This window comes from Bacteroides sp. DH3716P (assembly GCF_025914115.1).
Lineage (GTDB): Bacteria > Bacteroidota > Bacteroidia > Bacteroidales > Bacteroidaceae > Bacteroides > Bacteroides ovatus.
Window position 1 is genome coordinate 2,846,604 of record NZ_CP083673.1, and the last position, 16,749, is coordinate 2,863,352.

14 protein-coding genes and 2 tRNA genes are annotated in these 16,749 nt (G+C 40.1%); 15 read left to right on the plus strand and 1 reads right to left on the minus strand.

Translation table 11 applies throughout. From position 1 onward, the window contains the following. Positions 1 to 57: 57 nt before the first annotated feature. Positions 58 to 1,113, minus strand: a complete 1,056-nt coding sequence (gene ribD / locus KQP79_RS10545; protein ID WP_061447986.1) for a bifunctional diaminohydroxyphosphoribosylaminopyrimidine deaminase/5-amino-6-(5-phosphoribosylamino)uracil reductase RibD — start codon at positions 1,111 to 1,113, stop codon at positions 58 to 60. Between the two features lie 36 nt (positions 1,114 to 1,149). Here ribD and prmC point away from each other — a divergent pair, with 36 nt between their 5' ends. The 15 genes from prmC (at position 1,150) to KQP79_RS10620 (ending at position 16,668) form a co-directional block, all read left to right on the plus strand. After that, on the plus strand, positions 1,150 to 1,986 hold the full coding sequence (prmC, locus tag KQP79_RS10550) for a peptide chain release factor N(5)-glutamine methyltransferase (protein ID WP_004313007.1): 837 nt from the start codon (positions 1,150 to 1,152) through the stop codon (positions 1,984 to 1,986). After that, the gene (locus KQP79_RS10555) at positions 1,983 to 2,465 is read left to right on the plus strand and encodes a regulatory protein RecX (RefSeq protein WP_004299786.1); all 483 of its coding nucleotides are present in this window, start codon (positions 1,983 to 1,985) and stop codon (positions 2,463 to 2,465) included. Before prmC ends, KQP79_RS10555 begins: the two co-directional genes overlap by 4 nt. Before the next feature lie 78 nt (positions 2,466 to 2,543). Then, complete coding sequence (gene pyrE, locus KQP79_RS10560) at positions 2,544 to 3,182, plus strand: orotate phosphoribosyltransferase (RefSeq protein WP_004313008.1); 639 nt, start codon at positions 2,544 to 2,546, stop codon at positions 3,180 to 3,182. A gap of 95 nt (positions 3,183 to 3,277) precedes the next feature. Beyond that, positions 3,278 to 3,688 carry an SRPBCC family protein gene (locus KQP79_RS10565; protein WP_008024483.1) on the plus strand — a complete coding sequence of 137 codons (411 nt, stop codon included), beginning with the start codon at positions 3,278 to 3,280 and terminating at the stop codon, positions 3,686 to 3,688. A 10-nt stretch (positions 3,689 to 3,698) separates the two neighbouring features. Then, complete coding sequence (gene argH / locus KQP79_RS10570; RefSeq protein ID WP_004305025.1) at positions 3,699 to 5,039, plus strand: argininosuccinate lyase; 1,341 nt, start codon at positions 3,699 to 3,701, stop codon at positions 5,037 to 5,039. 93 nt (positions 5,040 to 5,132) lie between these two features. Continuing rightward, positions 5,133 to 5,205: transfer RNA gene (locus KQP79_RS10575), tRNA-Gly, on the plus strand. Between the two features lie 16 nt (positions 5,206 to 5,221). Beyond that, positions 5,222 to 5,305: transfer RNA gene (locus KQP79_RS10580), tRNA-Leu, on the plus strand. Positions 5,306 to 5,587: 282 nt separating this feature from the next. Further along, positions 5,588 to 6,130 (plus strand): RNA polymerase sigma-70 factor, encoded by a 543-nt coding sequence (locus tag KQP79_RS10585; RefSeq protein ID WP_004314638.1) that lies wholly within the window; start codon positions 5,588 to 5,590, stop codon positions 6,128 to 6,130. 70 nt (positions 6,131 to 6,200) lie between these two features. Beyond that, complete coding sequence (locus KQP79_RS10590) at positions 6,201 to 7,187, plus strand: FecR family protein (protein WP_008645190.1); 987 nt, start codon at positions 6,201 to 6,203, stop codon at positions 7,185 to 7,187. A gap of 161 nt (positions 7,188 to 7,348) precedes the next feature. Beyond that, on the plus strand, positions 7,349 to 10,672 hold the full coding sequence (locus KQP79_RS10595; protein ID WP_138343213.1) for a TonB-dependent receptor: 3,324 nt from the start codon (positions 7,349 to 7,351) through the stop codon (positions 10,670 to 10,672). A 15-nt stretch (positions 10,673 to 10,687) separates the two neighbouring features. Beyond that, complete coding sequence (locus tag KQP79_RS10600; protein WP_138343212.1) at positions 10,688 to 12,328, plus strand: SusD/RagB family nutrient-binding outer membrane lipoprotein; 1,641 nt, start codon at positions 10,688 to 10,690, stop codon at positions 12,326 to 12,328. A 33-nt stretch (positions 12,329 to 12,361) separates the two neighbouring features. Beyond that, positions 12,362 to 13,483, plus strand: coding sequence for a glycoside hydrolase family 18 (locus KQP79_RS10605; protein WP_004305021.1), 1,122 nt, complete (start codon positions 12,362 to 12,364; stop codon positions 13,481 to 13,483). Positions 13,484 to 13,515: 32 nt separating this feature from the next. Next, entirely contained in the window at positions 13,516 to 14,658 is a 1,143-nt protein-coding gene (locus KQP79_RS10610) for a DUF1735 and LamG domain-containing protein (protein WP_004310490.1), read from the plus strand. Positions 14,659 to 15,004: 346 nt separating this feature from the next. Continuing rightward, positions 15,005 to 15,547, plus strand: a complete 543-nt coding sequence (locus KQP79_RS10615) for an RNA polymerase sigma-70 factor (RefSeq protein WP_008770350.1) — start codon at positions 15,005 to 15,007, stop codon at positions 15,545 to 15,547. Between the two features lie 149 nt (positions 15,548 to 15,696). Further along, positions 15,697 to 16,668, plus strand: a complete 972-nt coding sequence (locus KQP79_RS10620; protein WP_004310488.1) for a FecR family protein — start codon at positions 15,697 to 15,699, stop codon at positions 16,666 to 16,668. The last annotated feature ends 81 nt before the right edge of the window (positions 16,669 to 16,749 follow it).

Genomic DNA, 16,749 nt, shown 5'->3' on the forward strand with positions numbered 1-16,749 from the left:
TATAGATAATAACACTGTTTTTATCGACGTAAAACCCCCTGAATAGAACTATCTTAGCTATAATCGACGAACATAATGCCAAATTTGTCTTTCGAAGTGTTCTTCTATCGAATAACTAAAATTATCGTCCATTTGAGGTGCTTTAACACCGGAGTGTAACCGGCCGGGGCACTTTTCGATATAGGCTTCATCCCATAGCTCATTATCAATGAATGATTGCAGCAATTGCCTGCCTCCTTCCACCAATAATGATTGTATTTTTCGTTGATACAATGCTTCCATGATCTGTTTCAATGGGTTATGGTTAAAGTTGATGGTGATATATGTGATGTTCTTTTTTTCTGGCTGTTGCTTTTCAGTAAAGATTAATGTAGGCACGTTGCCATCGAATATTTGTGAATCATTAGGTAGGGATAGCGTGCGATCTAACACAACGCGTATCGGGTTGTGCCCATACCAGTTGCGTACCGTAAGTGACGGATTATCCAATAAGGCAGTTCGCCTGCCTACCATAATCGCATCCGCCTCCGCTCTTTTTTTATGCACTAGCATGGAAGTAAGAGGAGAGGAGAGGCTTACCGGTTTTCCGTCTGTACGTTCTATATCAATAAAGTGATCGGCTGATTCTGCCCATTTCAGTGTAATGAAAGGACGGTGAAGCGTATTAAAAGTGATAAAACGGCGAATCAGCGATTTACATTCTTCCTCTAATACACCGACTGTCACTTCTCGTCCGGCATCCCGTAATTTCTGAATTCCCCGTCCGGCCACTTCTGAAAAAGGGTCTTGACAACCGATAACAATGCGTGGTATCTGCTTCTCTATAATAAGATCGGCACAAGGAGGCGTTTTCCCATAGTGGGAACAAGGCTCCAGACTGACATAAATCGTAGAACGTTTCAATAATGACTCATCTTTGACAGAATGGATCGCATTAACCTCCGCATGCGCCTCGCCACAGCGAATGTGGTAACCTTCGCCGATAATTCGCCCGTCACATACGATAACGGCCCCTACCATCGGGTTTGGAGATACGTTGCATAACCCATTCTTTGCAAGCTCAATGCAACGTCTCATGTATTTTTCTTCTTCCATTTTGGTGCTCTTCGCCATATTATTCTTACTTTTGCACTCCGAAATTGTGAAAATATGAATCGTATCACCGCTTACATTCGCCAATCTTTGCAGGAAATCTATCCACCGGAGGAGGTAAAAGCCCTTTCGATGCTGATTTGTTGCGACATGTTAGGTTTAGATGCGCTCGATATTTACATGGGCAAAGATATAATTTTATCCGAATGCAAACAGCGTGAATTAGAAAACATTATATTCCGTTTACAGAAAAATGAACCTATACAGTACATTCGTGGTGTTGCGGAGTTTTGTGGAAGGAATTTTAAGGTTGCTTCCGGCGTGCTGATTCCCCGGCCGGAGACCGCGGAGCTTGTAGAACTAATAGTAGAGGAGAATCCGAATGCTCGTCGTCTATTAGATATAGGTACGGGAAGCGGATGCATTGCGATCTCTTTGGATAAAAAACTTCCGGATGCAGAAGTAGAAGCTTGGGATATTTCGGAAGAAGCATTGGCTATTGCTCGTAAAAACAATGACGCCTTGGAAGCTCGGGTGAGATTTCTACAAAGAGATGTTCTGGCCGATGACTGGGAAAAGATACCGTCTTTCGATGTTATTGTCAGCAATCCGCCTTATGTGACCGAAACGGAAAAGAACGAAATGGACGCTAATGTCCTTGATTGGGAACCGGGGCTGGCCCTGTTTGTTCCTGACGAGGATCCTTTACGGTTTTATAATCGTATAGCCCGTCTGGGAAGTGAATTGCTCTTGCCGGGTGGGAAACTTTATTTTGAAATCAACCAGGCCTATGGCCGGGAAACAGCACACATACTTGAAATGAACCAATATCGTGATGTTCGTGTTATAAAAGACATATTTGGAAAAGATAGAATAGTTACAGCTAACCGATGAGTGCACAATTAACTGATGAAGAGGCTTTGAATCGCGTAGCCTCTTACTGCTCCACTGCCGAGCATTGCCGGGCAGAAATAAATGAGAAGTTACAACGTTGGGGAATTGCCTATGATACCATTGCGCGTATTCTTGACCGACTGGAATCAGAGAAGTTTATCGATGATGAACGTTTCTGCAGAGCTTTTGTGAATGACAAGTTCCGCTTTGCCAAGTGGGGGAAAATGAAAATAGCCCAAGGGCTTTATATGAAGAAGATCCCATCTGATGTGGCATGGCGTTATCTGAACGAAATTGATGAAGAAGAATACCTTTCTATTCTGCGTGACCTGCTGGCTTCCAAACGGAAAAGTATCCATGCAGCAGACGATTATGAATTGAATGGAAAGCTGATGCGATTCGCTATGAGTCGTGGTTTTGAACTGAAAGATATTAAGCGTTGTATCGACATTCCCGATGAAGAGGAACAAATTGACTGAAAAAATAAACGGATTCTTCTTTTTATTCTCGTTCAATTTCTGTACTTTTGCGGCAAATAATTAATAGTTAGTTTAGTTATGAAAAACTTAGAGAGACTATTTGCGGAGAAACTGTTGAAGATTAAAGCTATTAAACTTCAACCCGCTAACCCTTTTACATGGGCTTCTGGATGGAAATCCCCCTTTTACTGTGACAACCGTAAAACTCTGTCCTATCCTTCTCTTCGTAATTTTGTGAAGATTGAAATTACACGTCTGATATTGGAACGATTCGGACAGGTGGATGCGATTGCTGGTGTGGCTACAGGTGCTATCCCGCAGGGAGCTTTAGTGGCTGATGCATTGAATCTGCCGTTCGTGTATGTTCGTTCTACCCCCAAAGATCATGGATTGGAGAACCTGATTGAAGGTGAACTTCGTCCGGGTATGAAAGTCGTAGTCGTAGAGGATTTGATTTCTACAGGTGGTAGTAGTTTGAAGGCTGTTGAAGCAATTCGTCGCGATGGTTGCGAAGTAATCGGTATGGTTGCAGCTTATACGTATGGATTCCCGGTAGCAGAAGAGGCATTCAAAAATGCGAAGGTGACTTTGGTAACGTTGACCAATTATGAAGCAGTGCTTGATGTTGCTCTTCGTACAGGTTATATTGAAAAAGAAGACATACAGACATTGAACGAATGGCGTAAAGACCCTGCTCATTGGGATGCTGGAAAATAAGATTCATTTTTTGATCAAACATATTTGGTAAAAAGAACTGTTCGGACAATATTTGGCCGGATTGTTCTTTTTTTGTTTTATACTAATAGAAGTTTATGAGTAATTTTGAGAGTAGTGTCAAGGTAATACCTTACAGCCAGGAGCGCGTATATAATAAACTTTCGGATTTAAGTAATCTGGAAGCAGTCAAAGACCGTTTGCCAAAAGATAAGGTGCAGGATTTGAGTTTTGATTCGGACACGTTGAGTTTTAGTGTTTCCCCTATTGGACAATTGACTTTGCAAATTGTAGAGCGCGATCCTTGTAAATGTATAAAGTTGGCAACAACTAACTCTCCTCTTCCTTTTAATATGTGGATTCAACTGGTTGAAACTGCAGAAGAAGAGTGTAAAGTGAAGGTAACTATCGGAATGGATCTTAATCCATTTATGAAAGCAATGGTGCAGAAGCCTCTCCAGGAAGGTTTGGAGAAGATGGTTGATATGCTGGCAGTTATTGAATATTAAACTTTTTTTTATGGCACAGAAACTTTGGGAGAAGTCCGTACAGGTAAATAAGGATATCGAACGTTTCACGGTAGGTCGTGATCGTGAGATGGATCTTTATTTAGCCAAGCATGATGTGCTTGGTTCTATGGCTCATATTACGATGCTTGAAAGCATTGGGTTGTTGACAAAAGAAGAACTGGACCAGTTGCTGGTGGAATTGAAGAGTATTTATGCCTCGGCCGAAAAAGGTGAATTTGTGATAGAAGACGGGGTGGAAGATGTACATTCGCAGGTAGAATTGATGTTGACCCGTCGTTTGGGTGATATCGGAAAGAAAATACATAGTGGCCGTTCCAGAAATGATCAGGTTCTGTTGGACTTGAAACTTTTTACCCGTACGCAAATAAAAGAGGTTGCCGAAGCGGTAGAACAACTATTTCATGTCTTGATCCGTCAGAGCGAACGATATAAAAACGTTTTGATGCCGGGGTATACACACCTGCAGATTGCAATGCCTTCTTCTTTTGGCTTGTGGTTTGGTGCCTACGCCGAGAGTCTTATGGACGATATGCTGTTTTTGCAGGCAGCATTTAAAATGTGTAATCGTAATCCGTTAGGTTCAGCAGCCGGATATGGTTCGTCTTTTCCTTTGAACCGTACCATGACGACTGACTTATTAGGTTTTGATTCAATGAATTACAATGTTGTATATGCTCAAATGGGGCGTGGAAAGATGGAACGCAATGTTGCTTTTGCATTGGCTACGATTGCCGGGACGATTTCCAAATTAGCTTTTGACGCCTGTATGTTTAACAGTCAAAACTTCGGTTTCGTTAAGTTGCCTGATGACTGTACCACGGGGTCCAGCATTATGCCTCATAAGAAGAATCCCGATGTCTTTGAACTGACACGTGCTAAATGTAATAAACTGCAATCGCTTCCCCAACAGATCATGATGATTGCGAATAATTTGCCTTCTGGCTATTTCCGTGATTTGCAGATTATCAAAGAAGTTTTCCTTCCTGCTTTTCAGGAACTGAAAGACTGTTTGCAGATGACAACCTATATCATGAATGAAATAAAGGTAAATGAACATATTCTTGATGATGACAAATACCTCCTTATTTTTAGCGTGGAAGAGGTAAATCGTTTGGCACGTGAAGGTATGCCTTTCCGTGATGCATATAAGAAGGTTGGTTTGGATATTGAAGCAGGTAAATTCTCGCATACTAAAGAAGTACACCATACTCATGAAGGTAGTATCGGCAACCTCTGTAATGCAGAAATCTCCGCATTGATGCAGCAAGTGATTGATGGATTCAACTTTTGTGGAATGGAGAAAGCGGAGAAAGCACTGCTTGGAAGATAAAATAGACTTTCGGAGGATAGTTTTTTAAACTTTCCTCCGAAAAGATTTGGCAGAAACAAGTAAACTACTTATCTTTGCACCCGTTGAAAAAACGCGGAAATAGCTCAGTTGGTAGAGCATAACCTTGCCAAGGTTAGGGTCGCGAGTTCGAGTCTCGTTTTCCGCTCTTTCTTTGAAAGGATGCTCGAATGGTGGAATGGTAGACACGAAGGACTTAAAATCCTTTGGCCATTGCGGCTGTGCGGGTTCAAGTCCCGCTTCGAGTACGAGTATTCTTTATAAGGCTTCATGAATCATTGATTCATGAAGCCTTTTTTGTTTTTATGGGTGTATAATATACATTTTATTTATTTTCTGGAAAGCTCTATATGATAGCTGCTTGGAAGAAATAAACCAAAAAAGAGTTATAATATTTTTTTATTGTGTTATTAATCTTTTATTTTGCTTTTAGATTATGATTTAATGTATAATATTATATTGAATCATTCCTTAGACCTAAATATATGTAATATTTGATTTAACCGCTAACACTGAAAAATACTAGAGAGATGGAGAATAATGACAGGCAGATTGAATTAAAGTTTCAGAGGTTTTTCACTGTAAATTTTCCAAAGGTAAAGAACTTTGCTCAAATGCTGCTAAAATCGGAAGCGGATGCAGAAGATGTGGCTCAAGATGTTTTCTGTAAGCTCTGGTTGCAGCCTGAGTTGTGGCTGGATAATGATAAAGAACTAGACAATTATATTTTTATAATGACTAGAAATATAGTTCTGAATATCTTTAAACATCAACAAGTAGAACAGGAATATCAGTCGGAAGTTATAGAGAAGACTCTTCTTTATGAATTAACAGAAAAGGAAGAGATCTTGAATAACGTATATTATAAGGAGATGTTGATGATTATTCAACTCACCCTGGAGAAAATGCCGAAGCGTCGGAGGTTGATATTCGAACTTAGTCGTTTCAGGGGATTAAGTCATAAAGAAATAGCTGATAAACTCGATGTTTCTATCCGAACAATAGAGCATCAGGTTTATTTGGCATTGATCGAATTAAAGAAGGTACTCCTCTTTTTTATTTTTTTTCTCTAATATTTTTAAGTAGTATGTATGTAGTAGTTGTATTTAGTGTATAAAGCCCAAAAAAGAAAGAAAAAGATTCATGAAAAATTATATTCAACAACTCGTAGAATTATTCGGCCATAATAGCTATTCAGCCGGAACACAGAAGAAAGTGCAACAGTGGTTGGCTGATGAGGAGCATGTTGATGAAAAGAGTGAGGCTCTTCGTGAGCTTTGGAAACAAGCAGGAGAACAGAAAGTGCCTGATGGCATGCAACAATCAATACAACGAATGCGGCAGAATCTGGGAATGCAGTCTATCACTTCACGTAGAAATTACCAGTTGCTTATATGGAGAGCTGCAGCTATTTTCTTGTTAGCAGTCTCATCCGTTTCTATTTATTTGATGTTGGAAAAGGAACGGCCGGAAAAAGATTTAGTTGAATGCTATATACCGACAGCGGAAATTCGTGAACTTACATTACCGGATGGTACAAATGTCATGCTGAATTCGAAGAGTATACTACTATATCCGGAAAAATTTACAGGAGAGACTAGAAGTGTATATTTGATTGGTGAGGCCAACTTTAAAGTGAAACCGGATAAGAAGCATCCTTTCATTGTAAAGGCCAATGATTATCAAGTTACTGCTTTAGGTACTGAATTTAATGTAAATGCTTATCCGGAAAATAGCGAACTGATGGCTACTTTGCTGGAAGGTAGTGTGAAAGTTGAATTCAATAACTTGCTGTCCAATATTATTTTAAAGCCTAATGAACAGTTGGTATATGACAAACATACGAAAGCGCACAATCTGCGGATGCCTGAGATAGATGATGTGACGGCATGGCAACGTGGGGAATTGGTTTTTAGTAATATGTATCTGGAGGATATTTTTACAAGTCTTGAACGCAAATTTCCTTATGCTTTTGTATATAGCCTTCATAGCTTGAAAAAGAATACATATAGTTTCCGCTTCTCCAAACAGGCGAATCTGGAGGAAGTTATGAAGATTATATCGCAAGTTGTAGGAAATGTAAACTATGTTATCAAGGGAAATAAGTGCTATGTAACTAGTAAAGAATAAATATATTGTAGAACCTTTTAAATTTAATACGTAATGCAAAAAAATACCCGGAAGGAATGGCCGTTCCTCCCGGATATGAAATCAATCTCTTTTAATATTAGCGTAATATTGACGCTATTCTGAATGATCCTAGAATAATAACCAATTAACTAATACTAAAGATGCTACAAATCTACGAAAAAATAGCAGAAAAAATAGCTCATAAGCGGGTCTTTCTCACTTTTTTAAGTCTTATTCTTATACAGACTTTCGCTTTGGCTCAAAATGATAGTAAAATAACTATCCAGCAGAAGAACATCACTGTCATTGATGCCTTAAAAACTGTGGAAAAACAGTCCAAAAAGTCTATAAATTATAGTGATTCCGAATTAAAAGGAAAAGTAATAGCCCAGTTAAACTTGCAGAATGCATCCCTCGAGACCGCACTTGATACCATCTTAAAAGGGACGGGCTTTTCATTCCAGATTCAAGGTAACTACATCATAATAGCTGAAAAGAAGCCTGTAGTTGCACAAACCCTTAAAAATATCAAAGGAAAGGTTACTGATGAAAGCGGTGAACCGTTGATTGGAGTAAATATATCTGTGGATGGTAGTTCTACAGGTACGATTACCGATTTCGATGGTAACTTTACGATCAAGGCGGCAGAGAAATCTATTCTCAAAGTATCTTATATCGGATATGCTGCACAGATAATTCCTGTTTCCAAGAAAGATTTCTATCCGGTTGTAATGAAGCAGGATACAGAAGTGCTCGATGAAGTTGTTGTGACGGCATTGGGTATCAAACGTGCAGAAAAGGCGTTGTCTTACAATGTACAACAAGTCAAGGGAGATGCTCTGACTACGGTAAAAGATGCTAACTTCGTAAACTCGCTGAACGGTAAGATAGCCGGAGTGAGTATTAACAAAAGTGCTAGTGGAGTTGGTGGTGCGACACGTGTTGTAATGCGTGGTGCAAAATCTATTGAAGGTGATAACAATGCTTTGTATGTGGTGGACGGTATTCCTTTGTTCAATACCAATATGGGAAATACCGACAGTGGTATTATGGGTGAAGGTAAGGCCGGAACAGAAGGAATCGCCGACTTCAATCCCGAAGATATTGAAAGTCTTTCTGTTTTGAGTGGTCCTTCGGCTGCTGCGTTGTATGGTAGTAGTGCCGCTAACGGTGTAATTTTGATTACCACTAAAAAAGGAAAAGAAGGAAAACTTTCAGTGCAGTTCTCTTCTTCTTCAGAGTTCAGCAAAGCTTATATGACTCCTGAGTTTCAAAATACGTATGGTAACAAAAAAGATATGTATGAAAGCTGGGGTGAGAAACTGTTGACTCCTACAAGTTATGATCCCAAGAAGGATTTCTTTAATACCGGAACAAACTTTATTAATTCGGTTACGTTGACCACCGGTACGAAATCGAATCAGACTTTTGCTTCTGTTTCTTCTACCAATTCCAAAGGTATTGTGCCTAATAATGAATATGATCGTTTGAATTTCACAATCCGTAATACGGCAACTTTCCTTAATGATAAATTACAACTCGATTTAGGTGCGTCGTATGTGAAACAGAAAGACAAGAATATGGTATCGCAAGGACAATATTGGAATCCGGTGATGGCCGCCTATTTGTTCCCTCGTGGTGAAGACTTTGATGGAATTAAGTCATTCGAACATTTCGATGAAAGTCGCCAACTTCCGGTTCAGTATTGGCCGGTGGCAGATCCGGTATATGCTTCACAGAACCCTTACTGGACTGCTTATCGCAATGTAGCTACGAATGAAAAGAGTCGTTATATGTTCAACGTAGGGTTGACTTATAATATTACCGATTGGTTGAATGCGACAGCCCGTTTCAGAATGGATGACACACATGTATTGTTTGAACGCAAGATTTACGCTTCATCCGACGATAAATTTGCGGAAGGAAAGAAAGGACTGTATGGATACAATAACTATGAAGACCGTCAGGAATATGCCGACTTTATGTTGAACGTAAATAAACATATAGCTGATTTCAGTATTTCTGCCAATGCGGGTTGGAACTATTCTAACTATTGGGCATTGGAGAGAGGATACAAAGGGACATTATTGGGAGTGCCCAATAAATTTGCGGCTTCTAATATCGATCCGGCTAATGGTCGTATCTCAGAAAAGGGTGGTGATAGTCGTGTACGTAATCATGCTGTTTTTGCCAATTTGGAACTTGGTTGGAAGAGTATGCTTTATTTGACGCTGACCGGACGTAATGACTGGAATTCACGTTTGGTGAATACCGATGAAGAATCTTTCTTCTATCCCTCAATCGGTCTGTCCGGGATTATTTCCGAGATGGTCAAATTGCCCGAATTTATCTCTTACCTGAAAGTTCGCGGTTCGTATACGGAAGTCGGTGCGCCTGTATCCCGTTCGGGACTGACTCCGGGTACGGTAACTACCCCTATTGTGGGTGGTGCATTAGATCCTACCGGTATCTATCCGTTTACTGATTTCAAGGCAGAGCGTACAAAGTCATACGAATTTGGATTAAGTCTGAAGTTGTGGAATAAATTAAGTGCGGAGGTAACCTACTATCATTCTAATACATACAATCAGACCTTCTTGGGTGATCTTCCGGAATATACCGGATACAAGCAGATTTATTTGCAGGCCGGTAATGTGGAAAATCGTGGTTGGGAGGCTTCATTAAGCTATTCCGATCAGTTTAAGTTCGGATTAGGAATCTCTTCAACATTGACATTCTCTCGAAATATAAACGAGATTAAGGAGATGGTTGAAAACTATCATACGGATTTGATGGATGAACCGATTAATATTCCGGAGGTTTTGAAGGATGGTGGTCGTGTCATCTTGAAAGAAGGCGGAAGTATCCACGATATTTATGCCAACACCTTCTTGAAGAAAGACCACCAGGGATATGTTGAGGTAAAGAGCGACGGAACCTTTGGAATGGAAAAGGGGGAACCTGTTTATTTGGGAAAAACTTCTCCTGACTTTAATCTGGGATGGAGTAATATGTTGACATACAAAGGCTTTGGACTCGGATTCCAAATCAACGGGCGTTTTGGTGGTGTGGTGACCTCTTCTACAGAGGCATTGCTTGATCGTTACGGTGTGTCCAAACGTTCGGCTGAGGCTCGTGAAGCGGGAGGCGTATTGTTGAAGGGACAAGGTCTGGTAGATGCGAAGTCTTATTATCAGATGACAGGTACGGGAAATTATGAAACTTCCGGTTACTATGTATACAGTGCCACCAATATTCGTTTGCAAGAACTTACCTTTAGCTATACTATGCCTAATAAGTGGTTTGGTAACGTGTTGAAAGATGTTACAGTTTCGTTTATAGCCAACAATCCTTGGATGTTGTATTGCGAAGCTCCGTTCGATCCGGAACTGACTCCTTCCACTAGTACTTACGGACAAGGTAATGATTATTTTATGCAACCGAGTGTTCGTAGCTTTGGCTTCGGTATTAAATTTAAATTATAATACACCTTCTTTATTATGAGAAAAATGAATCATTTTAAACTATTAGCGGTGATATGCGCAATGGCGCTATTTGCCTCATGCAATTTTGAAGAAATCAATACCAACCAATTTGAGATGAGCGACGGAGAAGGTGCGATGGATGGTTTTGAAGTCGGAGGGCTGATTACAGCTATGCAACGGACAGTGATTCCCGTAGGCACACAGGCTGATGATACAGATGTTATCAATGAATATCAAATAGCTTATCATCTGTCGGCCGATAATTGGAGTGGATTTTTTGGCGAGAACAACAGTAACGGTTGGAACGCAGGTAGTAACAATACTACTTATTATTTGTTGGACAATTGGATAAAAGCGACCTATACACAGTCTTATACCAATGCTCTTGATCCTTGGAAGAAATTGAAAATAGCGTCCGAGAAAAATGGTACGCCCGAAGTCTTTGCTTTGGCTCAAATTCTGAAGATTTCCGCTTGGCACAAGACACTTGAAAGTTTCGGTCCGATGCCTTATTCTCATGCGGCGGACGCTACAATGAACATTCCGTTCGATTCGGAGAAAGAGGTGTATACGGCGATGTTTGAAGAATTGACCGCAGCCATTGAAGAATTAACGGAAAAGGCGGAAAATGGGGTGAATGTAATGGGCGCTTATGATGCGGTATATGCCGGAGATGCTACCAAATGGGTGAAATACGGCAATTCGCTGATGCTTCGTTTGGCTATGCGTGTCCGCTTCGCTGATGCGGAACTGGCGAAAAAGTATGCTACTCAAGCAGTGAATCATTCTATTGGCGTGATGACGGCTAAGGATGATGCGGCTCAAATGAGTCAAGGAGCGGGTATGACTTTCCGCAACAACATTGAATGGTTGGCAGGCAACTATAATGAAGCTCGTATGGGTTCTTCCATCTTTTCTTATCTGATGGGATATGAAGACCCGCGTTTGAGCGTTTATTTTTTGCCGATGGATGGTAATGCCTCTTATGGTGTTGAGGCTTTCGACGGAAAAACGTATCAAGCGGTGCCGGCAGGGCATGCCAATGCGCAGAATGACATCTACAAATCTTGCTCAAAGCCCAATATTCAAAGTGGAACTCCTACATATTGGCTGCGTGCATCGGAAGTTTATTTTTTGCGTGCGGAAGCAGCTTTAGTGTGGGAAGGTTTCGGCAGTGCGGATTCATGGTATAAACAGGGCATTGATATGTCTTTTCAGGAGAATGGTGTGACCGAACCTGTAGACGATTATATGAATTCCAATTTGTCACCTCGGGCATATGTTCTTTCCCATTATCAGTATGGGCAAACACTTTCTGCTCCGTGTGAGACTACTGTCAAGTTTGAAGGGACAACTGAGCAGAAGTTGGAAAAAATTATGATTCAGAAGTGGATTGCTTTGTTTCCTAACGGACAGGAAGCGTGGACGGAATGGAGAAGAACCGGTTATCCGAAGTTGAATGTCATTAAGACTTTGAAAGGAGCAGTGCAAGGCGCAACTCTTGAGGGCGGTATTCGCCGTATGATTTATCCCACCAGTTTTTCTCAGACTAACGAGGGAAAGGCTATTTATGAAGCAGCCTTGAAGTTGTTCAATAACGGTGCAGGTGGCGAAGATAAGTCTTCTACCCGTTTGTGGTGGGATTGTAAGAGATAACCTACATGTATCATTTTAATACAGATGAAGAATATGAAATCATTAAGAAAATTGTTATATATTATTCCATTGACAGGCATGATGGTAACTTCTTGCATGGATGTGGAGAATATTGAGATAGACCATATAGGCGGGTATGCCACAATGAACAATGCGGAGAGTGAGGCATATTATGCCAATCTGCGCGCCTATAAGGCGACTGCTTGGAATTACAATCGTCCCGTAGCTTTCGGATGGTATTCCAATTGGGCGCCTGCTGGAGCTTATCGAAGAGGATATCTCTCTGCTATGCCCGATAGTATGGATTTTGTTTCTATGTGGAGTGGCGCTCCAGGACGTTATGAAATCACTCCGGAGCAGAAGGCAGATAAAGAGTTTGTGCAAAAGGTGAAAGGAACGAAACTGTTGCAGGTAAGTCTGCTTTCTTATCTTGGTAAGGGCGCGACACCAAATTCGGTATACCTCGAAGTGGAAAAACAAGCGGAGGAAGAAGGCTGGTCGGCGGCTCAATTGGAAACGGCGAAGAAACAAGCCCGTTGGAAATATTGGGGATTTGAAGGTCAGTTTGAAAGTGAAAACCATTATGCATGTCTGGCGAAGTTTGCCAAAGCTCTGTGTGATTCTTTGTATGCAAACGAATGGGACGGTTATGATGTAGACTGGGAAATCGGTAGTGGTGTGTTTGATATGGATGGCACATTGAGTCAGAATAAGCATTTGATTCATTTGGTTAAAGAGATGAACAATTACATTGGTCCGAAAAGCGATCCGGAAGGTAAAGGACATAAAATGATCTGTATTGATGGAAATATTTATGGGCTTACCCATGAATTGGATGAGTATGTCGATTATTGGATTATACAAAGTTATGGTAGTTCCAATCCCGGTTTTGATGGTTATGGCGTTGATCCTAAAAAAATAATCTGCACAGAGAACTTTGAAAAGTATGCCACTAATGGAGGTCAATTGCTGAAGCAGGCTGCTGCTATGCCGCAAGAAGGTTATAAAGGTGGAGTAGGAGCTTATCGCTTCGATAATGATTATGACAATACGCCAAATTATAAATGGATGCGTCAGGCTATTCAAATCAATCAGCGGGTTTTCAATGAATGGAAAGCGAAACAAAACGAAGCGGAAAATAAACCGCAGAAATAAGTGGACTTATAAAATTCTAAAACAGTAAAAAGATGATGAATAAACATATATTCTATTATTTGATGGTAGGTAGTATGGCGTTATTGTTGGGCGCTTGCAACGACAGCATGAATGACCTGCTGGAGCCTAAGGTTTATTTCGAAAGCAAGGAATATAATTTCTCGGTGGAAGATGAAATGGATGTAATGACATTTGATCTGGTTTCAAGACTCTCGTCAGCAACTTCCTCTCAGGTAGACGTATCATATAGTGTAGCCGAACCAAGTGTAGTAGACGAATACAATGCAAAGTATGGCACAAATTATGAGATGCTTGATGTTTCGCAGGTAAAGCTAAGCAGTACGACATCTTCTATTTCGAGTGGAAAATTGTATGCGGATAATGTAGAAGTCGAACTTTCCGGGTTAGAAGCCTTGAAAGCCGGGAACTCATATGTTTTGCCTATGCGGGTGCATTCGTCTTCGGTGTCGACTCTTTCCGGAACAAACATTGCATATTTCTTTTTCTCCAAACCGTTGAAAATTACCAAAGCTGGTAACTTCAGTAATCACTATATTTCTGTGAAGTTCCCTGTCGGTACTTTCTTCTCGTCATTCACTTACGAAGCATTGATTAATGTGGATTATTTCCTCGATAATAATACGATTATGGGAACCGAAGGTGTGATGATCCTCCGTATCGGTGATGCGGGAGGAGGAATTACTCCTAAAGATTATTTGGAAGTGGCCGGAAGACAGAACTACCGTGTAACGAAACCGTTGTTAACAAATCGTTGGTATCATGTAGCGTTGACTTATGATCAACCGACAGGAAAAACAGGCATTTATGTAAATGGTGAGAAATGGGCTGGTTCAGATTGGGGGATTGACGGTTTTGATCCGAATTCGGATATGGGTTTTTATATTGGTAGAATCTATGGTTTCAAATGGGGTGAACGTCCATTCCATGGTAAAATGAGTGAAGTCCGTGTTTGGAGTGTAGCCCGTACGGAAAATCAACTTAAGCAGAATATGCTGGGTGTTGACCCTGCTTCAGAAGGCTTGGCACTTTATTATAAACTAGACGGATCGGAGACTCAGGAAGGTGGAGTTATCAAAGATGCCACAGGGCGTATAAACGGTACTACAAATGGAATTACTATTAAGACGTTGGATGCTCCGATAGCTATCAATTAATGGAACACACAAATTTGTGAGAGATTTTGCTCTTTGCATTTTTGAATATGAGTGAAAGCCTGCTTACTGAAAAGATAATATTCTTTGGGTAAGCAGGTTTCTTTTATTTATGTTTGTTTTATGAAGAAGTTACTATTTACCCTGTTTATATCTTTTCCATCTAAATGTTTTTGCCAGTACCTCAGAAGGAAGATTAATGCTGACGTGCAAATTATAATCAAGGCATTTCTTTTCTTCTTTATAAGGAAAAGGTATTTTAGCTAAATTTAAATTTTCTCTAAAAAGTTTCCTTTTTATGAGTAAAATGTATTTCTTTGCAGCGTTTAATACTTATGGATATACTGGAATGGCTCAAATCAATTTCAACTCGATATATACTGCTTATTATAGGAAAGCCTTCCTATTTACCTTGTCCTATGTCCATAATGATTTAGTAGCAGAAGATATTGTATCAGAAGCCATTATCCATTTATGGGAACTAAGTAAAGAACGGGAAATCCCAAGTGTTGAAGCGATTTTGATTACTTATATTCGCAGCAAATCACTCAATTACCTGAAACATATACAAGCACAAGAGAATGTTTTTCAAACTTTGCTTGATAAGGGACAGCGTGAATTGGAAATTCGTATATCAACATTGGAAGCATGTGACCCGAAGGAAATATTATCAGAAGAATTACGGGCAAAAGTGCATGCATTACTAGAGAGTATGCCGGAAAAAACTCGTATTGCTTTCATCCACGATCGCCTAGATGGAAAATCCCATAAAGAAATAGCCGAAGAACTGGGCATTAGTGTAAAAGGAGTAGAATATCATATCAGCAGAGCAGTTAAAATGCTGCGTGATAATCTAAAAGATTATGCTCCATTCCTTTTCTTTTTCATCTGAAAAGAAGGAAAAGGCCTCCTTGTTTGCTATTTTTTTAAGCACTAACAAAAAAATCACATTTCTTACTAGGGAATCTCTTTAGTGAGTGGTATTCTTAATGAAAGGGGGAATAATACCCCTATTCTCATAACTTATAAATTATTTATTGTATGGATAAGGAATTACTATTAAAATATATTGCAGGCAAGGCATCCCAAAAGGAAAAGGAAGACGTTGCTACATGGATTGATGCAGATGCAGCCAATCTTAAAGAATTCATTTCTCTTCGTAAGAGTTATGATGCATTCATATGGCAAGACACAGACGCATTCTCAAAGAAGACAAAAAAGACAATTTCATTGCATCCTGTTACACAACGAATCTTGCGGATTGCGGCAGTATTTGTTGTAGCTTTCGGATTAAGTTATGCAATGATACAGGTTCTCCAAAAAGAGGATATAGAAATGCAGACTGTTTACGTTCCTGCCGGACAACGCACATTGGTGACACTTGCTGACGGAACTACAGTATGGGTGAATGGGAAAAGTACATTAACTTTTCCGAATTGTTTTTCTTCCCGTACACGTAAGGTGGAACTTGACGGAGAAGCCTATTTTGATGTTCGGAAAGATCCGGAAAAACAGTTTATAGTCTCTACGGCTCACCAGTCTGCCATAAAAGTTCTGGGCACAAAGTTCAATGTAAAGGCATACAAAGAAGCCGATGAGGTAATTACTACATTAGTTGAAGGAAAAGTTAATTTTGAATTTAACAACGCTAGTCAGCAACCGCAGTATATTGTGATGGCTCCGGGACAGAAGCTGGTCTATTATTTCCAGGATGGAAAGACTGAACTCTATACAACTTCCGGTGAAAGGGAGCTTTCATGGAAAGATGGCAAAATCATTTTCCGGCAGACCTCCCTACGGGATGCACTGGATATCTTAGCGGATAGATACAATGCTGAATTTGTCGTTCGGGAGAATGTTCCTCATGACGACTCATTCTCCGGTACATTTACCAACCGGAATCTAGAACAGATACTCAATTTTATCAGTGTCTCTTCAAAAGTACGTTGGCGTTATCTGAACAATAATGGAACTGCCGGTAAAGAAAAGATAAAAATAGAGATATTTATTTAGTATTGGAAAATATAAAACCTTAAAAAACAAAACTTATTGCCATGAAAAACAAAGATCCTTAAAGACAAAAATACGGGACGA